This is a genomic window from Kluyvera genomosp. 3 (assembly GCF_011765685.1).
Lineage (GTDB): Bacteria > Pseudomonadota > Gammaproteobacteria > Enterobacterales > Enterobacteriaceae > Kluyvera > Kluyvera georgiana_A.
This window is the reverse complement of record NZ_CP050321.1, coordinates 625,343-647,721: the sequence shown is the minus strand read 5'-3', so window position 1 is coordinate 647,721 and position 22,379 is coordinate 625,343. Positions and strand designations below refer to the sequence as shown.

At 55.2% G+C, this 22,379-nt stretch carries 27 protein-coding genes and 1 tRNA gene; 10 read left to right on the top strand and 18 right to left on the bottom strand.

All coding sequences use genetic code 11. From position 1 onward, the window contains the following. Positions 1 to 67: 67 nt before the first annotated feature. A complete protein-coding gene (locus tag GY169_RS03110; protein ID WP_167574955.1) occupies positions 68 to 604 on the top strand; it encodes a carboxymuconolactone decarboxylase family protein in 537 nt (178 codons plus the stop codon). A 57-nt stretch (positions 605 to 661) separates the two neighbouring features. Here the strand turns inward: GY169_RS03110 and GY169_RS03105 are convergent. The 6 genes from GY169_RS03105 to rlmE form a co-directional block, all read right to left on the bottom strand. Next, positions 662 to 748: transfer RNA gene (locus tag GY169_RS03105), tRNA-Leu, on the bottom strand. 9 nt (positions 749 to 757) lie between these two features. Then, positions 758 to 1,090: a preprotein translocase subunit SecG gene (gene secG, locus GY169_RS03100; protein ID WP_064541957.1), complete on the bottom strand. Its 333-nt coding sequence runs from the start codon at positions 1,088 to 1,090 to the stop codon at positions 758 to 760. Positions 1,091 to 1,316: 226 nt separating this feature from the next. Further along, positions 1,317 to 2,654, bottom strand: a complete 1,338-nt coding sequence (glmM, locus tag GY169_RS03095) for a phosphoglucosamine mutase (protein WP_163447790.1) — start codon at positions 2,652 to 2,654, stop codon at positions 1,317 to 1,319. Next, positions 2,647 to 3,495, bottom strand: a complete 849-nt coding sequence (gene folP, locus GY169_RS03090; protein ID WP_167574954.1) for a dihydropteroate synthase — start codon at positions 3,493 to 3,495, stop codon at positions 2,647 to 2,649. The genes glmM and folP overlap by 8 nt, the downstream gene beginning before the upstream one ends. 94 nt (positions 3,496 to 3,589) lie before the next feature. Beyond that, a complete protein-coding gene (ftsH, locus tag GY169_RS03085) occupies positions 3,590 to 5,527 on the bottom strand; it encodes an ATP-dependent zinc metalloprotease FtsH (protein WP_163447788.1) in 1,938 nt (645 codons plus the stop codon). Positions 5,528 to 5,627: 100 nt separating this feature from the next. Then, a complete protein-coding gene (gene rlmE / locus GY169_RS03080) occupies positions 5,628 to 6,257 on the bottom strand; it encodes a 23S rRNA (uridine(2552)-2'-O)-methyltransferase RlmE (protein WP_064541917.1) in 630 nt (209 codons plus the stop codon). A gap of 126 nt (positions 6,258 to 6,383) precedes the next feature. Between rlmE and yhbY the strand changes: the two genes are divergently transcribed. After that, on the top strand, positions 6,384 to 6,677 hold the full coding sequence (gene yhbY, locus GY169_RS03075) for a ribosome assembly RNA-binding protein YhbY (protein ID WP_024133059.1): 294 nt from the start codon (positions 6,384 to 6,386) through the stop codon (positions 6,675 to 6,677). A 154-nt stretch (positions 6,678 to 6,831) separates the two neighbouring features. Here yhbY and greA read toward each other — a convergent pair whose 3' ends face one another. Continuing rightward, the gene (gene greA, locus GY169_RS03070) at positions 6,832 to 7,308 is read right to left on the bottom strand and encodes a transcription elongation factor GreA (protein ID WP_064541914.1); all 477 of its coding nucleotides are present in this window, start codon (positions 7,306 to 7,308) and stop codon (positions 6,832 to 6,834) included. 246 nt (positions 7,309 to 7,554) lie between these two features. Between greA and dacB the strand changes: the two genes are divergently transcribed. After that, positions 7,555 to 8,988 (top strand): serine-type D-Ala-D-Ala carboxypeptidase, encoded by a 1,434-nt coding sequence (gene dacB, locus GY169_RS03065; RefSeq protein ID WP_167574953.1) that lies wholly within the window; start codon positions 7,555 to 7,557, stop codon positions 8,986 to 8,988. A gap of 131 nt (positions 8,989 to 9,119) precedes the next feature. Here the strand turns inward: dacB and cgtA are convergent, their stop codons facing one another. From cgtA to rplU, 4 genes are all read right to left on the bottom strand, one after another. Beyond that, on the bottom strand, positions 9,120 to 10,295 hold the full coding sequence (gene cgtA, locus GY169_RS03060) for an Obg family GTPase CgtA (protein WP_163447786.1): 1,176 nt from the start codon (positions 10,293 to 10,295) through the stop codon (positions 9,120 to 9,122). Positions 10,296 to 10,310: 15 nt separating this feature from the next. Next, on the bottom strand, positions 10,311 to 11,276 hold the full coding sequence (locus GY169_RS03055) for a DMT family transporter (RefSeq protein WP_163447785.1): 966 nt from the start codon (positions 11,274 to 11,276) through the stop codon (positions 10,311 to 10,313). A 113-nt stretch (positions 11,277 to 11,389) separates the two neighbouring features. Further along, a complete protein-coding gene (gene rpmA, locus GY169_RS03050; RefSeq protein ID WP_064541895.1) occupies positions 11,390 to 11,647 on the bottom strand; it encodes a 50S ribosomal protein L27 in 258 nt (85 codons plus the stop codon). A 19-nt stretch (positions 11,648 to 11,666) separates the two neighbouring features. Next, positions 11,667 to 11,978, bottom strand: coding sequence for a 50S ribosomal protein L21 (rplU, locus tag GY169_RS03045; RefSeq protein ID WP_003025032.1), 312 nt, complete (start codon positions 11,976 to 11,978; stop codon positions 11,667 to 11,669). Positions 11,979 to 12,234: 256 nt separating this feature from the next. Here rplU and ispB point away from each other — a divergent pair, with 256 nt between their 5' ends. After that, positions 12,235 to 13,206, top strand: coding sequence for an octaprenyl diphosphate synthase (gene ispB, locus GY169_RS03040; RefSeq protein ID WP_167574952.1), 972 nt, complete (start codon positions 12,235 to 12,237; stop codon positions 13,204 to 13,206). Positions 13,207 to 13,393: 187 nt separating this feature from the next. After that, positions 13,394 to 13,666: a DNA-binding transcriptional regulator SfsB gene (gene sfsB, locus GY169_RS03035; RefSeq protein WP_163447783.1), complete on the top strand. Its 273-nt coding sequence runs from the start codon at positions 13,394 to 13,396 to the stop codon at positions 13,664 to 13,666. A 49-nt stretch (positions 13,667 to 13,715) separates the two neighbouring features. Here sfsB and murA read toward each other — a convergent pair whose 3' ends face one another. From murA to mlaF, 7 genes are all read right to left on the bottom strand, one after another. After that, the gene (gene murA, locus GY169_RS03030; protein WP_163447782.1) at positions 13,716 to 14,975 is read right to left on the bottom strand and encodes a UDP-N-acetylglucosamine 1-carboxyvinyltransferase; all 1,260 of its coding nucleotides are present in this window, start codon (positions 14,973 to 14,975) and stop codon (positions 13,716 to 13,718) included. A 65-nt stretch (positions 14,976 to 15,040) separates the two neighbouring features. Further along, positions 15,041 to 15,295, bottom strand: coding sequence for a BolA family iron metabolism protein IbaG (gene ibaG / locus GY169_RS03025; protein WP_064541877.1), 255 nt, complete (start codon positions 15,293 to 15,295; stop codon positions 15,041 to 15,043). 137 nt (positions 15,296 to 15,432) lie between these two features. Further along, positions 15,433 to 15,723 (bottom strand): lipid asymmetry maintenance protein MlaB, encoded by a 291-nt coding sequence (gene mlaB, locus GY169_RS03020; RefSeq protein ID WP_163447781.1) that lies wholly within the window; start codon positions 15,721 to 15,723, stop codon positions 15,433 to 15,435. Then, complete coding sequence (mlaC, locus tag GY169_RS03015; protein ID WP_163447780.1) at positions 15,723 to 16,358, bottom strand: phospholipid-binding protein MlaC; 636 nt, start codon at positions 16,356 to 16,358, stop codon at positions 15,723 to 15,725. The genes mlaB and mlaC overlap by 1 nt, the downstream gene beginning before the upstream one ends. A gap of 18 nt (positions 16,359 to 16,376) precedes the next feature. After that, positions 16,377 to 16,931 carry an outer membrane lipid asymmetry maintenance protein MlaD gene (gene mlaD / locus GY169_RS03010; protein WP_163447779.1) on the bottom strand — a complete coding sequence of 185 codons (555 nt, stop codon included), beginning with the start codon at positions 16,929 to 16,931 and terminating at the stop codon, positions 16,377 to 16,379. Positions 16,932 to 16,935: 4 nt separating this feature from the next. Further along, positions 16,936 to 17,718: a lipid asymmetry maintenance ABC transporter permease subunit MlaE gene (gene mlaE, locus GY169_RS03005; RefSeq protein ID WP_163447778.1), complete on the bottom strand. Its 783-nt coding sequence runs from the start codon at positions 17,716 to 17,718 to the stop codon at positions 16,936 to 16,938. A gap of 7 nt (positions 17,719 to 17,725) precedes the next feature. Next, positions 17,726 to 18,538: a phospholipid ABC transporter ATP-binding protein MlaF gene (gene mlaF / locus GY169_RS03000; RefSeq protein ID WP_163447777.1), complete on the bottom strand. Its 813-nt coding sequence runs from the start codon at positions 18,536 to 18,538 to the stop codon at positions 17,726 to 17,728. A 188-nt stretch (positions 18,539 to 18,726) separates the two neighbouring features. Between mlaF and GY169_RS02995 the strand changes: the two genes are divergently transcribed. The 5 genes from GY169_RS02995 to lptA are packed head-to-tail and all read left to right on the top strand — an operon-like array spanning position 18,727 to position 22,379. After that, on the top strand, positions 18,727 to 19,701 hold the full coding sequence (locus GY169_RS02995) for a calcium/sodium antiporter (protein ID WP_167574951.1): 975 nt from the start codon (positions 18,727 to 18,729) through the stop codon (positions 19,699 to 19,701). A 14-nt stretch (positions 19,702 to 19,715) separates the two neighbouring features. After that, positions 19,716 to 20,702, top strand: a complete 987-nt coding sequence (gene kdsD / locus GY169_RS02990) for an arabinose-5-phosphate isomerase KdsD (RefSeq protein WP_163447775.1) — start codon at positions 19,716 to 19,718, stop codon at positions 20,700 to 20,702. Between the two features lie 15 nt (positions 20,703 to 20,717). Next, entirely contained in the window at positions 20,718 to 21,284 is a 567-nt protein-coding gene (gene kdsC, locus GY169_RS02985) for a 3-deoxy-manno-octulosonate-8-phosphatase KdsC (protein ID WP_167574950.1), read from the top strand. Next, the gene (gene lptC / locus GY169_RS02980) at positions 21,281 to 21,856 is read left to right on the top strand and encodes an LPS export ABC transporter periplasmic protein LptC (RefSeq protein ID WP_163447773.1); all 576 of its coding nucleotides are present in this window, start codon (positions 21,281 to 21,283) and stop codon (positions 21,854 to 21,856) included. Before kdsC ends, lptC begins: the two co-directional genes overlap by 4 nt. Continuing rightward, complete coding sequence (gene lptA / locus GY169_RS02975; protein WP_064541847.1) at positions 21,825 to 22,379, top strand: lipopolysaccharide ABC transporter substrate-binding protein LptA; 555 nt, start codon at positions 21,825 to 21,827, stop codon at positions 22,377 to 22,379. The genes lptC and lptA overlap by 32 nt, the downstream gene beginning before the upstream one ends.

Genomic DNA, 22,379 nt, shown 5'->3' with positions numbered 1-22,379 from the left:
CTACCACGCCGTCGTGACCTAAGATGTCCCCATGCCACAACAAACCCTCGAACAACAGGAGTAAACCATGAGCCGTTTAGCAGAGATTCGTGAACAAGATGCCACCGGTAAAGCCGCTGAGATTTTTGGCGGGATCAAAAAAGCGATGGGCAAAGTGCCAAATGCCTACCTGACCATCGGCGGACACTCCCCGGCAGCGTTACAGCAGGCACTGGCACACAATGCGATGCTGCATAAAGGCAGCCTGAGCGCCCGGGAACTGGAGGCGATTAATCTCTCGGTCAGTGAAGCCACCGGCTGTGATTACTGCCTGGCTGCCCACACGATGATGGCGAAAAAAGCGGGCTTCAGCGGTGAGCAGATCCACGCGCTGCGCCGAGGAGATTATACCGAAGACGCACATCTCGCTGCGCTGGTGAAATTCGCGCAAACGCTGGTGAGCACCACCGGCACACTGCCGGAAGCGGACGTCACCGCGCTGAAGCAGGCTGGTTTTAACGACCAGCAGGTGATTGAGATTATCAGCGCCGTCAGCGCGATTCTGTTCACCAACATGGTGAACCGGGTAAATGATACGGTCGTTGATTTCCCGAAAGCCGATTAGGCCCGTTTTCTACAGGCGAAAAAAAAGACGCTTTTCAGCGTCTTTCTTTCGGAATATTGGTACCGAGGATGGGACTCGAACCCACAAGCCCGTTAGGGCACTACCACCTCAAGGTAGCGTGTCTACCAATTCCACCACCTCGGTACAGAATACTTAGTGCGGGATATCGCTGGTCGGCTGAGCCGGAGCCGCTGGCTGAGTGGTTTGCTCAGTCTTCGGTGCAGTCAGGTTATCCCACTCGCTTCCTTTATTGGTCTTGTTGCTGTTGATGTTGCCCAGAACCAGACTGATGATGAAGAACAGCGTCGCGAACACAGCAGTCATACGGGTCATGAAGTTACCAGAACCGTTAGAACCAAACAGTGTAGCGGAAGCGCCTGCTCCAAAGGAGGCTCCCATATCAGCGCCTTTACCTTGCTGCAGCATAACGAGGACCACAAGGCCAATCGCTACAATAAGGAAAACAACTAAAAGAGCTTCGTACATAATCAACCTGTTCCTTGCGGGGACACCGCGTACCAAGTGCTTCGACCAATTAAGCGGGACATTTAAGTTTCCCACTGAAGCGGGTGTGAATACTAACCAAAGCGAATGACCTTCGCAAGGGCAATTTCCACACATTGTATCAACTGCGGAAAAAAACAGCAAAACCACGCATTGTCTGCAATAAAAAGGCGGCAAGCGCCGCCTTTTTAGTCACTTAGGTCACGGCTTAAGCCGCTTTTACCGCATCAGCAATACGATGGGCAAGCTCGGTAACCTGCGCTTCGTCTTCGCCTTCCACCATCACGCGAATCAGCGGCTCGGTGCCGGATTTACGCAGCAGCACGCGGCCTCGGTTACCCATCGCGGCTTCCGCTTCAAGGGCCGCCGTCTTCACCGCATCGCTTTCCAGCGGGTTGGATTTACCATCGGTGTAACGCACGTTGACCAGCACCTGCGGGAACATTTTCATGCCGCTGCACAGATCGTGCAGGCTCATGTGGTTACGCACCATGGCGGCGACCACCTGCAGGCCGGCAACAATGCCGTCGCCGGTGGTGGTTTTGTCCAGCAGAATCACGTGGCCAGAGTTTTCCGCGCCAATGCGCCAGCCTTTCTCCTGCATTTTTTCCAGCACGTAGCGATCGCCCACTTTCGCCCGGGCAAACGGAATACCCAGCTGCTTAAGCGCCACTTCCAGCCCCATGTTGCTCATCAGAGTGCCGACCACGCCGCCGCGCAGTTGGCCCTGGCGCAGGGCTTCACGGGCGATGATATACATGATCTGGTCGCCATCGACCTTGTGGCCCTGGTGGTCAACCATGATGACACGGTCGCCGTCGCCGTCGAGCGCGATGCCAACATCGGCTTTTTCTGCCAGTACGCGAGCCTGTAACGCGCGTACGTCAGTGGCGCCCACTTCTTCGTTAATGTTCACGCCGTTCGGCTCGCAGCCAATGGCAATAACGGTCGCGCCCAGCTCACGCAGCACGTTCGGCGCGATATGGTAGGTCGCGCCGTTGGCGCAGTCGACCACCACTTTCAGGCCATTCAGGCTCAGTTCGTTCGGGAAGGTGCCTTTGCAGAACTCAATGTAGCGACCCGCTGCGTCGACGATACGGCTGGCTTTGCCCAGCTCGGCGGAGTCCACGCAGGTGATTTCTTTTTCCATTTCGGCTTCAATCGCTTCTTCAACTTCGTCCGGCAGCTTGGTGCCGTCGATAGAGAAGAACTTGATGCCGTTGTCATAAAACGGGTTATGCGATGCTGAGATAACGATGCCAGCTTCGGCGCGGAAGGTGCGAGTCAGATAAGCGACCGCAGGCGTAGGCATTGGGCCGGTGAACGAGGCTGACAACCCCGCCGCCGCCAGACCCGCTTCCAGCGCGGATTCCAACATATAGCCAGAGATACGGGTGTCTTTACCGATGATGATTTTGCGTGAGCCGTGGCTTGCCAGCACCTTGCCTGCCGCCCAACCCAGCTTCAGGACGAAATCAGGGGTGATCGGCGCATCGCCTACGCGACCACGGATCCCATCGGTACCAAAATATTTGCGATTACTCATAACGTTTATTTCCCTTCGCAGACAGGGTGGCCTCAACCACACGCATCGCTTCAACAGTTTCTTTGACGTCGTGGACGCGAACAATATGCGCGCCCTGCATGGCAGCAATCACCGCGCACGCCAGGCTGCCGCTAAGGCGCTCCGACGGCCCCACGTTTAGCAGCTGACCAATCATCGATTTGCGCGACATTCCCACGAACAGCGGCAGGCCGAAATGATGGAATTCTGACAAACGCGCCAGTAATGCATAGTTATGGGAGAGATTTTTACCGAAACCGAACCCCGGGTCGAGCAACAATTTATCTTTTGAGATTCCCGCCCGCTCGCAGCGAGCAATTTGTTCAACGAAATAACGGTTCACTTCAGCAAAGACATCGTCGTATTTCGGCGCGTCCTGCATGGTTTTCGGATTGCCCTGCATGTGCATCAGCGAAACGGGAAGTCCGGTTTCGGCCGCCGCCTCCAGCGCGCCCGGTTCACTCAGTGAACGGATATCATTGATGATATGCGCGCCGGCGCGGGCGGACTCTCGGATCACTTCCGGTTTGGAGGTATCGACGGAGATCCACACTTCAAAACGCTGAGCGACGGCTTCCACTACCGGGATCACACGGTCGAGTTCTTCTTCAACGCTGACCTCCAGTGCGCCCGGACGGGTAGACTCCCCCCCCACGTCGACGATCGTCGCCCCGGCGTTAATCATCAGATTTGCATGTTTCACCGCCTCAACCAGCGTGTTGTGCGTGCCGCCGTCGGAAAAGGAGTCCGGCGTGACGTTGAGGATGCCCATCACGTGCGGATGAGAGAGATCCAGGATAGAGCCCTGGGCGGTGAGTTTCATAGCGAATCCTTTTGTTATCTATTTCTTCAATATAAAAAACCCCGGGGCAAGCCCCAGGGTTTCAGATGATGCACAGTCTTCCACGAGGGAGAACTTATTTGTCGCCCAGCTGCTCTGACATGGTGCCAGAGTCCGGCGCGCGCGGTTCATCAACCGGACGCGGTGCACTCGGCTTGCCGGTGCTGCCAGAGTTGTTGCTGTTGGACGAACCCGGTTCTTCCCAACCCGCTGGCGGACGCACGTCGCGGCGAGCCATCAGGTCGTCAATCTGCGGCGCATCGATGGTCTCATATTTCATGAGCGCATCTTTCATTGCGTGCAGAATGTCCATGTTGTCGTTCAGCAACTGACGCGCACGACCGTAGTTACGTTCGATCAGCGCCTTCACTTCCTGGTCGATGATACGCGCGGTTTCATCGGACATATGCTTCGCTTTGGCTACAGAGCGGCCCAGGAATACTTCGCCCTCTTCTTCCGCATACAGCAGCGGACCGAGTTTGTCGGAGAAGCCCCACTGAGTCACCATGTTACGCGCCAGGTTAGTCGCAACTTTAATATCGTTCGACGCCCCGGTAGAAACATGTTCGGCACCGTAAATGATCTCTTCCGCCAGACGACCGCCGTACAGGGTGGAGATCTGGCTTTCCAGTTTCTGACGGCTGGCGCTGATTGCGTCGCCTTCAGGCAGGAAGAAGGTCACACCCAGCGCACGACCGCGCGGAATGATGGTCACTTTATGTACCGGATCGTGTTCCGGCACCAGGCGACCAATAATCGCGTGGCCCGCTTCGTGGTACGCGGTGGATTCTTTCTGCGCTTCCGTCATCACCATGGAGCGACGTTCCGCACCCATCATGATTTTGTCTTTCGCTTTTTCGAACTCAACCATCGACACAACGCGCTTGTTGCCACGAGCAGCAAACAGCGCCGCTTCGTTCACCAGGTTCGCCAGGTCTGCACCGGAGAAGCCAGGGGTACCACGAGCAATGATTGCCGCGTCGATATCCGGCGCCAGCGGTACGCGACGCATGTGTACTTTCAGGATCTGTTCACGACCGCGAACGTCCGGCAGACCAACCACAACCTGACGGTCGAAACGGCCAGGACGCAGCAGCGCTGGGTCAAGTACGTCCGGACGGTTAGTTGCCGCAATAACGATGATACCTTCGTTACCTTCGAAGCCGTCCATCTCAACCAGCATCTGGTTCAGGGTCTGCTCACGTTCATCGTGACCACCGCCCAGACCAGCGCCACGCTGGCGGCCGACGGCGTCGATTTCATCGATGAAGATGATGCACGGTGCCGCTTTCTTAGCTTGTTCGAACATGTCACGCACACGAGATGCGCCGACACCGACGAACATTTCCACGAAGTCAGAACCGGAAATCGTAAAGAACGGCACCTTCGCTTCGCCAGCGATCGCTTTCGCCAGCAGCGTTTTACCGGTACCCGGAGGGCCGACCATCAGGACGCCTTTCGGGATTTTACCGCCCAGCTTCTGGAAGCGGCTCGGTTCGCGCAGATACTCAACCAGCTCACCCACCTCTTCTTTCGCTTCGTCGCAGCCTGCAACGTCGGCAAAGGTGGTTTTAATCTGGTCTTCCGTCAGCATGCGCGCTTTGCTCTTGCCGAACGACATGGCGCCTTTGCCACCGCCGCCCTGCATCTGGCGCATGAAGAAGATCCAGACGCCGATAAGCAGCAGCATCGGGAACCAGGAAATGAAGATCGAAGCCAGCAGGCTCGGCTCTTCTGGAGGCTCGCCAACCACTTTGACGTTTTTCGTCAGCAGGTTGTCAAGCAGCTTCGGATCGTTAACCGGGATGTAAGTCGTGTAACGGTTACTATCTTTCTTGGTAACGTTGATCTCACGTCCGTTGATACGCGCTTCGCGAACCTGGTCGTTATTGACCTCTTGCAGGAAGGTAGAATAATCCACCTTATGGCTGTTCGATTCGCTGGGCCCAAAGCTCTGGAATACTGACATCAGCACAACGGCAATGACCAGCCAGAGTATTAGGTTTTTCGCCATGTCACTCAAGGGATTAACCTCTTATTACAACTGTGTTAAAAACAGCGTCAGGATACTCTATATCCAGTTTCTTTCAAACTTTCGTTTGAAAAACCACCGTCTATGATTTTCGCCCGGTCGCTACAATGTACACTTCACGTGAACGCGCACGCGAAGAGTCCGGCTTACGAACTTTAACCTTCGTAAACAGGGAGCGAATTTCCCTTAGATACTCATCGAAGCCTTCGCCCTGGAACACCTTCACTACAAAACTTCCGCCTGGCGCTAGCACATCACGAGCCATTTCAAGCGCCAGTTCCACCAGATACATGGCCCGGGGGATATCAACCGCCGGCGTTCCGCTCATGTTTGGTGCCATATCTGACATGACAACCTGTACTTTACTGTCACCTACGCGTTCCAGTAATGCCTGCATGACGAGTTCATCACGAAAATCGCCCTGAAGGAAGTCCACACCAACGATTGGATCCATAGGTAAAAGATCGCAAGCAATAATGCGGCCTTTACCACCAATCTGCGTGACCACGTACTGTGACCAGCCACCCGGTGCAGCACCGAGGTCGACAACCGTCATCCCCGGCTTAAAAAGTTTGTCACTTTGCTGTATTTCATCAAGTTTAAACCAGGCACGGGAACGTAACCCCTTTTTCTGTGCCTCTTGAACATATTTATCGCTAAAGTGTTCCTGAAGCCAGCGGCTTGAGCTGGCAGAACGCTTTTTACCTGTCATTTAACATTCCCATCGGGACAGTTCATCGTAGCCTTTTGGCGTAAATTTCTACGCGCCATTTGGCGATATATGGGAGATGGCGGTAGAATGACCCGTTTTCAATCCCAACGTAAGCAAAAATATACGATGAATCTGAGTACTAAACAAAAACAGCACCTGAAAGGTCTGGCACATCCGCTCAAGCCGGTAGTTATGCTTGGCAACAATGGTTTGACCGAAGGGGTACTGGCCGAGATTGAACAAGCGTTAGAGCACCATGAACTTATCAAGGTGAAAATCGCCTCGGAAGATCGCGAGACCAAAACCTTGATCGTGGACGCTATCGTGCGCGAAACCGGCGCCTGTAACGTACAGGTCATCGGTAAAATGCTGGTGCTTTATCGCCCTGGTAAAGAACGCAAAATCTCGCTGCCACGTTAAGAATATCCTAATTTCTGACACAACATTGTGTTAAATGAGGGTTTTTCTTTACGAGGGCTAGCAACATGCCACGCTCTTATGCTTGATAAAAGGCCGCTATGCGGCCTTTTTCTTATCTTTACACTCAGTCAACATTTTCAGTGTTGAACAAAATTTACAGATAATCCACTGCGATGATTTCGAACTCAACTTCACCGCCCGGGGTACGGATGGTGACTACGTCGTCCTGCTCCTTACCGATAAGGCCACGGGCGATCGGCGAGTTCACAGAAATCAGGTTCTGTTTGAAGTCCGCTTCATCATCGCCCACGATGCGGTAGGTCTGTTCTTCATCGTTATCCAGATTCAACACCTTCACAGTCGCACCAAAGATAACGCGGCCATTATTCGGGATCTTGGTGATGTCGATAACCTGCGCATTAGACAGTTTCGCTTCGATATCTTTGATACGGCCTTCGCAGAATCCCTGCTGTTCGCGAGCAGCATGGTACTCCGCGTTCTCTTTCAGGTCGCCGTGCTCGCGTGCTTCGGCGATGGCCGCAATGATTTCTGGGCGACGTACAGACTTGAGAAAGTCCAGTTCTTCACGCAGTTTTTCTGCACCACGAAGGGTCATCGGAATAGCTTGCATTGTTATACCTCTTAAACATTCCTGTAGGGAGCGGTTCGCCCCGCTCCGGCCGCTAAGCCCGCCTGGGTCGCTATCAACACCAGGCCAGAAGCAAAAGAAAACCGACCCGGGTGCGAAGCCCCAGGTCAGCAGTAATTTTTAATTTGATACGCATTTTACCCCGAAGTTCACTACGGGTCATCGTTTACTTTACAGGGCGTTGGGCCGTAGTATGACGGCTTGTTTCCAGGTTGTTAGCGCGAGATTATGCGATTTTCCAGATTTATCATCGGATTGACCACCAGTATAGCGTTTAGCGTTCAGGCCGCGAATGTTGATGAGTATATCAATCAGCTTCCCGCCGGGGCCAACCTCGCGCTTTTGGTGCAGAAAGTGGGCGCACCCGCGCCGTTGATTGATTACCACGGCCAGCAGATGGCGCTACCGGCCAGTACCCAGAAGGTGCTCACCGCGCTGGCGGCCCTGCTGCAACTTGGCCCTGATTTCCGTTTTACCACCACGCTTGAGACCAAAGGCAGCGTCGATAACGGTACGCTAAAAGGCGACCTGATTGCGCGATTTGGCGGCGATCCGACGCTAAAACGCCAGGATATTCGTAATATGGTGGCGACGCTGAAGAAATCCGGCGTACAAACTATCGACGGCAACGTCCTGATCGATACCTCGATCTTCGCCAGCCACGATAAAGCGCCGGGCTGGCCATGGAACGACATGACCCAGTGCTTTAGCGCACCGCCGGCGGCAGCGATCGTCGACCGCAACTGCTTCTCCATTTCGCTCTACAGCGCGCAGAAGGCAAACGATCTGGCGTTTATTCGTATCGCCTCCTACTACCCGGTCGTTATGTTCAGCCAGGTGCGGACGCTGGCGAAAGGCTCGCCGGATGCGCAGTACTGTGAGCTGGACGTCGTCCCCGGCGATCTCAACCGCTACACGCTCACCGGCTGTCTGCCGCAACGTGCTGACCCGCTACCGCTGGCATTTGCCATTCAGGACGGCGCCAGCTATGCCGGGGCGATCATCAAAGACGAGCTGAAGCAGGCAGGCATAACCTACACCGGTACGCTGCTACGCCAGACGCTGGTTAACGAGCCGGGTACGGTAATCGCCAGTAAGCAGTCGGCACCTTTGCACGACCTGTTGAAGATCATGCTGAAAAAATCGGACAACATGATTGCCGATACCGTGTTCCGCATGATTGGCCATGCGCGCTTTGGCGTCCCGGGTACCTGGCGCGCGGGATCCGATGCGGTGCGGCAGATCCTGCGCCAGCAGGCAGGCGTCGATCTCGGCAACACAATTATCGCCGACGGCTCCGGCCTGTCGCGCCACAATCTGATCTCGCCAGCCACGATGATGCAAGCGCTACAGTACATCGCCCAGCATGATAACGAGCTGAACTTTATCTCGATGCTGCCGCTTGCCGGCCATGATGGTTCGCTCCAGTACCGTGCGGGCCTGCATCAGGCGGGCGTCGATGGCAAAGTCTCGGCAAAAACCGGCTCACTGCAGGGTGTGTATAACCTGGCAGGCTTCATCACCACCGCCAGCGGGCAGCGTATGGCCTTTGTGCAGTATCTGTCGGGCTACGCGGTGCCGCCAGCCGATCAGCGTAACCGCCGTATTCCGCTGGTGCGATTTGAGAGTCGGTTGTACAAAGACATCTATCAGAACAACTGATAGTGATGCTGCCGGATGACGCTTGCGCTTATCCGGCCTACGTCACATATAAACAAAACGGGCCGCATTTGCGGCCCGTTGAATATTCCAGGCCGGATAAGACGCGTCAGCGGCGCCATCCGGCACGAGGATTAACGCTTGTAGATGAACTCAACGCCTTCTTCGTCGTCTTCATCCCAATCGTCGTCCCACTCTTCGTCTTCAGCTTCTGCGGCGACTTCGTCAAGCTGCTGACGGTGGTAATCGTCCCACATGAACTCAACTTTCTCTGGCTGTTTCGCTTCTTCCTCCTGAGCAATTGGGTTCTCAATGATGAAGTTCATCACGTCCCAGCACAGGTCTTTGACACCCACCTGGCTTGCCGCGGAGATCAGGTAGTACTTGTCTTCCCAGCCCATCGCTTCCGCAATCGCTTTAGCTTTAGCTTCGGCTTCCGCTTTGTCCATGGTGTCAATTTTGTTGAACAGCAGCCAGCGTGGCTTATTCGCCAGTTTCTCGCTGTATTTCTCCAGCTCACCAATGATGATTTTCGCGTTCTCAGCCGGATCGGATCCGTCGATCGGATCGATATCGATGATGTGCAGCAGCACGCGGCAGCGCTCAAGGTGCTTCAGGAAGCGAATACCGAGGCCCGCGCCTTCGGATGCGCCTTCAATCAGCCCCGGGATATCGGCAATGACGAAGCTCTTCTCGTTATCGACGCGGACCACGCCAAGGCTCGGCACCAGCGTGGTAAACGGATAGTCCGCCACTTTCGGCTTCGCTGCGGAGACGGCGCGGATAAAGGTCGATTTACCGGCGTTCGGCATCCCCAGCATCCCCACGTCCGCCAGAAGCATCAGCTCCAGCTGCAGATCGCGCTTGTCGCCCGGGGTACCCATGGTTTTCTGACGCGGGGTACGGTTTACGGACGATTTAAAACGGGTGTTGCCCAGACCATGCCAACCGCCCTTAGCCACCATCAGACGCTGACCGTGTTTGGTCATGTCGCCCATGGTTTCACCGGTGCCCTGATCGATAACACGCGTACCGACCGGTACCTTGATGGTCACGTCTTTACCGCGTTTACCGGTGCAGTCGCGGCTTGCGCCGTTCTGACCACGCTCAGCGCGGAAGGATTTTTCAAAACGGTAGTCGATCAGGGTATTCAGGTTCTCGTCGGCTTCCATCCATACGTCGCCGCCGTCACCGCCGTCACCGCCGTCCGGGCCGCCTTTCGGAATATATTTTTCACGGCGGAAGCTCACGCAACCATTACCGCCATCACCTGCTACGACCAGGATCGTTGCTTCATCAACAAACTTCATTTTACTCTCCGTAAATCATTCGCCTGCGCGGGGTAACGGAACAACCGCTTCACGCTTACGCCACCGCCCCCATAGACGATGACCAATGGCGGAATACATCGCGCCCGCAACCACGACAAACGCACCGAGGTAACCTAAAAGGTTCAACATCGGTCTGGCGAAGAAATCGGGCCAGGCCATTGATAATAAATCTGAAAATAACAGAGTGAACAGCGGAGTCAGTGTGACTAACGCGCTCACCTGTGCCGCCTGCCAGCGCGCCATGGCTTCCGCCAGCGCCCCGTAGCCGACCAGTGTGTTCAGACCACAAAAGATCAGACAGGCTAACTGCCAGTCGCTCAGTTGCCCGATAACCTCAGGCTTCGCTAACGGCAGCAGTGCAATCGTACATAAAGTGTACAATAAAAAGAGGATCTGCTGTGACGCCATCCGCCGCAATAACACCTTTTGCGCGACGCCGTAACTCACCCAGACCATCGCCGCACCGACACCAAAAATAACGCCCCAGGTGTAATCGGTCAGGCGGGTAAAAATTTCGATCAGGCTGGTGTTAAAGAACATCACCAGCCCGCAAATCAGCATGGTCGCGCCAATAATCTGCGTACCGCGCATCTTCTCTTTGAGGATAAAGACGCTTGCTACCATCATACCAACGGGAGAAAGCTGGCCAATCACCTGTGACGCCGTTGGGCTAACGTACTGTAGCGATGAGCTAAACAGCACGAAGTTGCCAAACAGCCCGCCGGTGGCGATCAGCAGCAGTACCAGCCAACGCGGGTCACGGAAGAGCCGCAGGGACGGCAGCTTGCGCTTCCAGGCCAGGATGAGCCCCAGACCACAGCTCGCCATCAGAAAGCGGTAGAAAACGACGGTAGGCGGTTCCATGACTTCCAGAACCTGCTTCATCGCAATTGGCAATGCTCCCCAACAAACCGCCGTGGTGAGCGCCAACACAATACCTATGCCCGCCTGTTGCTTCATACCGGATTTCCTACCCTGAAACAGCGCTACAGACCATCATTTACCTGGCGTCGAATGTAAAAAGCCCCGCAACGTGTTGCGGGGCTTTTATCCGTTACCGGGACGCGAATAACTTATTCAGCAACGATGCTGATATATTTACGGTTATTCGGACCTTTAACTTCAAATTTCACTTTACCGTCTGCTTTAGCAAACAGAGTGTGGTCTTTGCCGCAACCAACGTTGGAGCCAGCGTGGAATTTGGTACCACGTTGACGAACGATGATGCTACCAGCCAGAACTGTTTCACCGCCGAAGCGTTTTACGCCCAGACGTTTAGCTTCTGAATCGCGACCGTTACGAGTCGAGCCGCCAGCCTTTTTATGTGCCATTTAATCTGCTCCCCTTAACTTAAGCGCTGATGCCAGTGATTTTCACATCAGTGAACCACTGACGATGGCCCTGCTGCTTACGGTAGTGTTTACGACGACGAAACTTAACGATTTTAACTTTCTCGCCACGACCGTGAGCAACAACTTCAGCTTTGATAACGCCGCCATCAACGAAAGGAACGCCGATTTTGACTTCTTCACCGTTTGCGATCATCAGAACTTCAGCGAATTCAACAGATTCGCCAGTTGCGATGTCCAGCTTTTCCAGGCGAACGGTCTGACCTTCGCTTACTCGGTGTTGTTTACCACCACTTTGGAAAACCGCGTACATATAAACTCCGCTTCCGCGCACATCTTCGTGTGATTCAGAGTGCGCTATAAATATTCACAATAGGGCGCGAATATTACGCAAAACGCGAGCCTTTGACAAGTGCTACCATCAATAGATGCAGAAAAAAAACACAACGCGCACGGCAACGTTTATCTGTCGCGTTTTTTCAGTACAATCGTAGCTACAACTCTAACGTAAAACCTTCGTTATCCCGTATGGATAAGTGGTAAACAGGACATTAAGCCCGGCTTTTGCGATGAATTTACAAAAAATCAATGAGTTAACCGCGCAGGATATGGCGGGAGTCAATGCGACGATTCTTGAGCAGCTCAACTCGGACGTCCAGTTGATCAACCAGCTAGGCTATTACATCGTTAGCGGTGGCGGAAAACGGATTCGTCCTATGATCGCCGTGCTGGCCGCCCGTGCCGTTGGCTATCAGGGGAACGCCCACGTCAAGATTGCCGCGTTAATCGAATTTATTCATACCGCGACGCTCCTGCATGACGACGTCGTTGATGAGTCCGACATGCGCCGCGGCAAGGCCACGGCTAACGCCGCCTTTGGGAATGCGGCCAGCGTGCTGGTTGGCGACTTTATCTACACCCGCGCCTTCCAGATGATGACCAGCCTCGGTTCGCTGAAGGTGCTGGAAGTCATGTCTGAAGCGGTCAACGTCATTGCAGAAGGTGAAGTCCTTCAGCTCATGAACGTCAACGATCCGGACATCACCGAAGAGAACTACATGCGTGTGATCTACAGCAAGACCGCGCGTCTGTTCGAAGCCGCCGCCCAATGTTCCGGTCTGCTGGCTGGCTGTACGCCGGAGCAGGAAAAAGGTTTACAGGATTATGGTCGCTACCTGGGTACCGCCTTCCAACTGATCGACGACCTGCTCGACTACAGCGCCGATGGCGAAACGCTGGGGAAAAACGTTGGCGACGACCTCAACGAAGGCAAACCAACGCTGCCGCTGCTGCATGCCATGCGCAACGGCACGCCGGAGCAAGCGCAGCTGATTCGTGGCGCTATCGAACAAGGTAATGGCCGACATCTGCTGGAACCGGTGCTGGAAGCGATGGCCGCCTGCGGCTCGCTGGAATGGACACGCCAGCGTGCCGAAGAAGAAGCCGATAAAGCGATTGCCGCCCTGGCGCCGCTGCCTGATACCCAATGGCGCGATGCGCTTATTGGCCTCGCTCATATGGCTGTCCAACGCGATCGCTAATCCCTCTCCCGCGCAATGCGCGGGAAAGCTCCCAAAAGCTCCAGATAACGTTTTTAAGCGCCTGTAAATTGACGTTTTCCTAATTTATCATAACTTATACGAACTTTTTAGAATCTTCCTGAAAAGAACGTTACAGTACATTCCTCATCCAACATGACGATTTAAACTGCGCTCTCAGGGAGGAAGTATGGATAAATTAATCGACTGGCACCCGGCGGATATCATTGCCGGGCTGCGCAAAAAAGGCACTTCAATGGCCGCAGAATCACGCAAAAACGGCCTGAGTTCATCAACACTCGCCAATGTACTCTCACGCCCCTGGCCTAAGGGTGAAGTGATTATTGCGAAAGTGCTGGAGACGGAGCCATGGGTAATTTGGCCATCACGATATCACGATCCGGTCACCCATGAGTTTATCGATAGAACGCAGGCGATGCGCCAGCCAAAGAAAGATGAATAGCGAGGGAGAACGCCCCCCTGGCTCGGAGGGCGTTTAACAACGGCGGCGATTACTCGCCTTTTACGCGTTCGATATTGGCGCCGAGCGCGCGCAGCTTATCTTCAATGCGTTCGTAGCCGCGGTCAATGTGATAGATGCGGTCAACGATAGTGGTGCCCTGAGCAATACAGCCCGCCAGCACGAGGCTTGCGGATGCGCGCAGGTCGGTTGCCATCACCTGCGCGCCAGAGAGCTGCTCAACGCCGTGGCAAATCGCGGTGTTGCTTTCGATTTCCGCACGCGCGCCCATACGGATCAGTTCCGGAATGTGCATGAAACGGTTTTCGAAGACCGTTTCCGTGATCACGCCGGTTCCTTCCGCTACCATGTTCAGCAGGGTGAACTGCGCCTGCATGTCGGTCGGGAACGCCGGATGCGGCGCAGTACGCACGTTCACCGCTTTCGGACGTTTGCCATGCATATCAAGGCTAATCCAGTCTTCGCCGACTTCGATATCCGCACCGGCTTCGCGCAGCTTGGCCAGCACCGCATCCAGCGTATCCGGCTGGGCGTTGCGGCAGACAATTTTGCCGCCGGAGATCGCCGCCGCCACCAGGAAGGTGCCGGTTTCAATACGGTCAGGCAGGACGCGATACACGCCGCCGCCCAGGCGTTTCACGCCTTCGATGGTGATGCGATCGGTACCCTGCCCGGTCACTTTCGCGCCCATCGCGTTCAGGAAGTTCGCCGTATCGACGATTTCCGGCTCGCGCGCGGCGTTTTCAATGACAGTGGTCCCTTCCGCCAGCGTTGCCGCTGTCATAATGGTGACGGTCGCGCCGACGCTGACCATATCCATAACGATATGCGCGCCTTTCAGACGACCATTGACGGACGCCTTGACGTAACCTTCTTCCAGCTTAATTTCCGCGCCTAACTGCTCAAGACCAGAGATGTGCAGGTCGACCGGACGCGCACCGATAGTGCAACCACCTGGCAGAGAAACCTGACCCTGGCCAAAACGCGCCACCAGCGGCCCCAGCGCCCAGATAGAGGCGCGCATGGTTTTCACCAGATCGTAAGGTGCGCAAAATACGTTGACCGAGCCGGCATCAATCCATACAGAACCGTTACGCTCAACCTTCGCACCCAGCTGCGTCAGCAGCTTCATGGAGGTGTCGACATCTTTCAGCTTCGGTACGTTCTGGATCTCTACCGGGTCTTCTGCCAGCAAAGCGGCAAAAAGAATCGGCAGGGCAGCATTTTTGGCGCCGCTAATGGTGACCTCGCCCTGAAGGCGGGTTGGCCCCTGCACACGAAATTTATCCATCAAATCTAATCTCTGTTAAGTATTCACGTTCGCCACCGGGAAAGCGTTACCGCTTTCCCCATGGCTCAAAAACCGTTGAGTTTGCGATCGCGCGCCCACTCTTGCGGGGTATACGCTTTGATCGACAGGGCATGAATGCGGTTGTCCGCAAGATACTCCATCAGCGGGCCATAGATAGTCTGCTGCTTCTTAACCCGGCTCATGCCCTCAAACATCTCACCCACGGCAATCACCTGGAAGTGGCTACCGTCGCCAGAAACGAGAACTTCCTGAAGGGAGAGTGCATTCATCAGCACGGTCTGAATTTCATTATTTTCCATAGGTTCACATTTCATTTGAGAGTGAAAACAGCCCCACATCTTAGAGGAAAGTGACGCAGTCTTAAACAAGCAAAAAGCCCCATCGTTAAGATTGATGGGGCTTTAGGAACATTAGCAGCAATAACGTGCTGAAATTTTTAAGGGATCATATCTTCAGGCAGATTATACAACCGTTTCAGCGTCACCACTTTTTCACTCACGCCTTCCAGGCGTACCTTGCGGCCCTGGGAATGAATCAGGTCAACCAGGTGCACTAACAGCGCCAGGCCTGCCGTATCGACGCGGCTAAGGCCATTGAGGTCGATTACCGAAACGCCCTGCGTGGCTTCATTTCTGGCGTCCCACAGGGGCACCAGAAAGTCCTGATCCAGTTCGCCAAGCAGCGTCAGGCGTTCGCCATCGCGCGTCCAGCTAAGCTCTTCAGCCATTATTTTTTCTGTTCCAGGGTGATCGGCTGCGCAGAGATGGATTTCAGCTGTGCGGTCAGGCCATCAATACCTTTGGTACGCAGCAGGTCGCTCCATTCGTTCTGTTTGGTGGTGATCATGCTCACCCCTTCAGCGATCATATCGTACGCCTGCCAGTTACCCGTCTGGGTGTTTTTACGCCACTGGAAGTCCAGGCGCACCGGCGGACGACCGTTCGGGTCGATGATGGTCACGCGAATAGGCACGATGGTCGCGTCGCCCAGCGGCTGTTCCGGGGCAATCTGGTAGGTCTGGCCGTGGTACATCGCCAGCGCCTGGCCGTAAGCCTGCTTCAGGTATTCACGGAAAGCGGCGAAGTAAGCTTCACGCTGTGCCGGAGTCGCATCTTTGTAGTAACGGCCCAGCACCAGCGCGCCAGCGTATTTCACCTGCACGTACGGCAGCAGTTCCTGGTCGACCACGTCGCGCAGGTAGTTCGGGTTAGAACGAATCTTAGGTTGTTCATTCTTCAGACGATCGAACGTTTTCTGCGCCGCTTCGTTCATCAGCTTGTAAGGGTTAGATTGGTCTGCTGCCGTTGCGGCCGTTAGCGGGGCAATCACCAGCATGGCGACCATCAGTAAGCGTTTAAACATGTCGAGTATCTCCTGAGATTAATTCGTCGTGCCAGTTGCAGGCGTCGCCGTATCAGTATGTCCATCTGTGGATTCCTGCGCATCGCCTGAAGTCTTATTGTCGCTGCCTTTGCTGTTATAAAGGAATTGGCCAATAAGATCTTCCAGCACCATCGCCGATTTGGTGTCCTGAATGGTGCCGCCGTCTTTAAGAATAGACGTTCCCAGCTCAGGGTCTTCAAAACCGACGTTCAGCGCCAGATACTGCTCCCCCAGCAGACCGGAAGTGCGAATCGCCAGCGAACTGGTATCCGGAATGTGGTTGTAGCGATCTTCAATGTCGAGGGCCACGCGAGGTAAATAGGTTTTTGGATCGAGGGTAATGTCCGCCACGCGGCCAATCACCACGCCGCCAATGCGCACCGGCGAACGCGCCTTCAGGCCGCCGATGTTATCGAAGGTGGCGTAAATGCGGTAGGTTGGCTCTGATTTCATCGACGAAACGTCCGCCGCCTTCAGGCAGACAAACAGTGCCGCCAGCAGGGCCACCAGCAGGAAAATACCGACCCAGATTTCACTCTTTTTCGTTTGCATTCACTCAATTCCCAAACATCAGTGCCGTCAGCACAAAGTCCAGCCCAAGAACCGCCAGCGACGAGTGCACCACGGTACGGGTGGTCGCCCGGCTGATTCCGGCAGAAGTGGGGATTGCATCGTAACCGTTAAATAACGCAATCCATGTCACCGTAATGGCGAAAACCAGGCTCTTAATCAGGCAGTTCACCAGATCGAGACGCCAGTCCACCGCATTTTGCATTGCCGACCAGAAGAACCCGGCATCAATGCCTTTCCAGCTTACGCCGACCAGCGAACCGCCCCAGATGCCCACCGCCACGAAGATAATCGTCAGCAACGGCAACGAGATGACGCCGGCCCAGAAGCGCGGAGAAATGACCCGGCGCAGCGGATCCACCGCCATCATCTCCAGACTGGAGAGCTGCTCAGTCGCGCGCATCAGGCCAATTTCCGCCGTCAGCGCCGAACCGGCGCGCCCGGCAAACAGCAACGCGGCTACCACCGGCCCCAGTTCGCGCAGCAGCGACAGCGCCACCAGCATACCGAGACTGGTCTCAGCGCTATAGGTGGTCAGTACCAGGTAACCTTGCAGGCCCAGCACCATACCGATAAACACGCCCGAGACGATGATGATAACCATTGAGAGCACGCCGACGTTGTAGAGCTGACGCACCAGTAAAGGCGCATGCTTACGAAATTCCGGCTTGCCGACAACGGCATTGAATAACATTAACCCAGCTCGCCCAAACGTCGCGATGGTCTTAATCCCGCGATGTCCAAGCGCTGCCAGTGCATTTAACAACATGAGTCGATTATCTCCCTGTGCCGATGAGGTCGCGGCGATAATCGCCCGCAGGGTAACGGAACGGCACCGGGCCGTCGGCAATACCGTCGAGGAACTGACGCACTCGCGGATCGTCGTTTTCCTGCAACGACGTTGCGCTACCGTGAGCGATGATTTTGCGGTCCGCCATAATATAGGCGAAATCGGCAATGCTCAGCACTTCCGGTACGTCGTGGGAAACCACAATACAGGTGACACCCAATGCGCTGTTGAGTTCGGAAATCAGCTTCACCAGCACGCCCATGGTGATCGGATCCTGGCCGACGAAGGGTTCGTCGAACATGATCAGATCCGGTTCAAGGGCAATCGCCCTCGCCAGCGCGGCGCGTCTTGCCATCCCGCCAGAGAGCTCGGACGGCATCAATTTAGCGGCGCCGCGTAAGCCAACGGCTTCCAGCTTCATCATTACCGTGCTTTTCAGCAACGGCGCGGGAAGCCGGGTATGCTCGCGAATCGGGTACGCCACATTGTCAAACACGTTCATGTCGGTAAACAGCGCACCAGACTGGAACAGCATGCTCATCCGCTTACGCACGGTATACAGACGAGAGCGCGACATTTGCGGCACGTTCTCGCCATCAAAGAGGATCTCTCCGCTATCCGGGGGGATTTGCCCGCCAATCAGGCGTAGCAGCGTGGTCTTGCCAATCCCCGACGGTCCCATAATCGCGGTAATTTTCCCGCGCGGCACCGACAGCGAGATCTTGTCGAAGATGACCCGACTGCCACGGGTAAACGTGACGTCGTGCATATCGACCAAATTCTCGAGTTTTTGGCTCATAGGCTTACCTTTCCAGGTCCTTAAGAGGAATCATTTCCTGCTTAATTGCGCATTCTTACAGAATCCTAACCGCACGAGTTAACGAAATCTGGCATTTGTTTTACTTTTCCTGCGCATAAAGTCAAAATTAGGAATTCGTTACGTCCAGACGTGCGGACCGACGATTATACCCGAATAAAGGACTTTAGATGCTCTTAGCCACGGCTCTGTTAATTATTGGTTTACTTCTGGTGGTCTACAGCGCCGATCGCCTCGTGTACTCCGCCTCTATTTTATGCCGTGCCCTGGGAGTTCCACCGCTGATTATTGGCATGACCGTGGTCAGCATCGGCACCTCGCTGCCGGAAATTATCGTCTCCGCCGCCGCCTCCCTTCATGGTCAGGTAGACGTCGCCGTCGGCACCGCCATCGGCTCTAACATCGTCAATATATTGCTGATCCTCGGCCTGACCGCACTGTTCCACCCATTTACCGTGCATTCTGATATCCTGCGCCGCGAAATACCGCTAATGTTGGTCGTTAGCTTGCTGGCCGGGTATGTATTGTATGATGGCGAGCTCTCTTTCATGGACGGCGTCTTCCTGATTATCCTGGCAGCCTTGTGGCTGCTGTTTATCATTAAGATAGCGCGTCTGGCCGAACGCCAGGGTAACGACAAATTCACCCAGGAGCAGTTGGCCGAACTGCCGCGAGATGGCTCGCTGCCTGTCGCCTGTTTATGGCTGGGCGTGGCGCTGATTATTATGCCGATGGCGACCCGTATGGTGATTGATAACGCCACGGTGCTGGCGAACTATTTCGCCATGAGCGAGTTGACCATCGGCCTGACGATTATCGCGCTCGGCACCAGTCTGCCTGAGCTGGCGACCGCCATCGCCGGCGTGCGTAAAGGCGAAAATGATATTGCAGTCGGCAATATCATCGGCTCGAATTTCTTTAATATCGCTATCGTTCTGGGTATTCCCGCCCTTCTCGCGCCGGGTACATTTAACCCGCTCGCGTTTACCCGGGACTATGGCGTAATGGTATTGGTGAGCGTGGTCTTCGCCCTCCTGTGCTGGCGTCGTCGCCAGATAGGCCGCGGTGCTGGCTTACTGTTAATCGGCGGGTTTGTTGCGTGGCTGGCGCTGCTCTATTGGGCAACGCCGCTCTTCATCGAATGAATCGGGATAACACTATGTCGCAAATAGATTTGCAGCCAAATTTCGACTTCCAGCAGGCGGGAAGAGAAGTTCTGGAGATTGAACGGGAAGGGCTGGAGCAGCTCGATCAATACATTAATCAGGATTTCAGCAACGCCTGCGAGAAGATCTTCTACTGCGGCGGCAAAGTCGTCGTGATGGGGATGGGCAAATCCGGGCATATCGGGCGTAAAATGGCGGCCACCTTTGCCAGCACCGGCACCTCTTCCTTCTTCGTCCATCCCGGCGAAGCGGCGCACGGCGATTTAGGCATGGTGACACCGCAGGATGTAGTCATCGCGCTCTCTAACTCCGGCGAGTCTAACGAAATTCTGGCGCTGATCCCGGTACTCAAGCGCCTGCGCGTGCCGCTGATCTGCATGACCAGCCGCCCGGACAGCAGCATGGGCCGCGCGGCGGATATTCATCTGTGCGTGAAAGTCCCACGCGAAGCCTGCCCGCTTGGGCTGGCACCGACCTCCAGCACCACCGCGGCGCTGGTTATGGGCGATGCGCTGGCCGTCGCGCTGCTGAAAGCCCGCGGCTTTACCGCCGAAGACTTTGCCCTGTCGCACCCCGGCGGCGCACTGGGTCGCAAGCTTCTGCTGCGCGTTAACGATATTATGCATACCGGCGATGAAATCCCGCACGTCAGCGAGGATGCCTCCCTGCGCGACGCACTGCTGGAAATTACCCGTAAAAATCTCGGGATGACGGCCATCTGCGATGACAATATGCAGATTAAAGGGATCTTCACCGACGGTGACCTACGACGCATCTTCGACAACGGCGCCGATCTGCGTAGCCTCGGCATCGCCGACGTGATGACGCCGGGCGGGATTCGCATTCGTCCAGGCACGCTGGCGGTCGACGCGCTGAACCTGATGCAATCACGCCATATCACCTGTGTGCTGGTTGCTGATGGCGACCATCTGCTAGGTGTGATACATATGCACGACCTACTGCGCGCAGGCGTAGTGTAATCAAGGATATAAAGAATGAGTAACGCTGTCGCATCGGTCGCCACCTGTTACGGGCCGGTGAGTCCACAATTTATCGCCAGGGCGGAGAAAATCCGCCTGTTGATCCTCGACGTCGACGGGGTGCTGTCCGACGGCCTGATTTATATGGGCAACAATGGTGAAGAGCTAAAGGCCTTTAACGTGCGCGACGGCTACGGCGTGCGCTGCGCCCTCACCTCTGGTATCGAAGTAGCGATTATTACCGGGCGAAAAGCTAAACTGTTAGAAGACCGCTGCGCTACGCTGGGTATCACGCATCTCTACCAGGGACAGTCGGATAAACTTATCGCCTATCGTGAACTGCTGGCGAAGCTGAGCCTACAGCCGGAAGAAGTCGCCTACGTGGGCGATGATCTGATCGACTGGCCGGTGATGGCAGAGATCGGCCTGAGCGTCGCGGTGGCGGATGCGCACCCGCTGCTGCTGCCGCGCGCCGATTACGTCACGCGCATTGCGGGCGGACGCGGTGCGGTACGCGAAGTCTGCGACCTGCTGCTGCTGGCGCAAGGGAAGCTCGACGAAGCCAAAGGGCAATCCATATGAGTAAAACCAGACGTTGGGTTATCATTCTGCTATCGCTGGTCGCACTTGTCCTCATCGGCCTGAATCTCGCCGACAAAGACGACAGCGGCCCGATCGCGGTAAACACTGGCGATCCAACCTATAAAAGCGAACATACCGATACGGTGGTGTACAGCCCGGAAGGCGCGCTCAGCTATCGGTTAATCGCCGAACACGTGGAGTATTTTTCCGATCAGGGTCTGTCGTGGTTTACTCACCCCGTATTGACGACTTTTGATGCCGCGAAGGTGCCAACCTGGTCGATTAAAGCCGATAAAGCCAAGCTGACCAGCGACCGCATGCTGTATCTCTATGGGCACGTTGAAATCAACGCGCTGACAGAAGACGCACAACTGCGTAAGATTACGACGGATAATGCCCAGGTGAACCTGATAACTCAGGACGTTTCCTCTGACGATCTGGTGACGTTATACGGAACAACATTTAATTCCAGCGGCCTGAAAATGCGCGGCAATTTACGCAGCAAGAACGCCGAGCTGATTGAAAAGGTTAGAACTTCTTATGAAATCCAGAACAAACAAACTCAGCCTTAAGCTGGCGCTCGTCGCTTCTCTGCTGGCCGCCAGCCTGCCGGCAATGGCCTTAACCGGCGATACCAATCAGCCGATTCATATTGAATCCGATCAGCAGTCGTTGGATATGCAGGGCAACGTCGTGACCTTCACCGGTAACGTCGTCGTGACCCAGGGCAGCATCAAAATCAACGCCGACAAAGTGGTCGTCACCCGCCCGGCAAACCAGCAGGGTAAAGAAGTGATCGACGGCTACGGCAACCCGGCCACGTTCTACCAGATGCAGGACAACGGTAAGCCGGTGAAAGGTCGCGCGTCGAAGATGCACTATGAGCTGGCAAATGATTTCGTGGTGCTGACCGGCAATGCTTACCTTGAACAGCTGGACAGCAACATCAAGGGCGACAAAATCACCTACCTGGTGAAAGAGCAGAAAATGCAGGCGTTTAGCGACAAAGGCAAACGCGTCACCACCGTTCTGGTTCCGTCCCAGCTACAGGACAAATCCAAGGACCAGGCTCCGGCACAGAAGAAGAGTAACTAA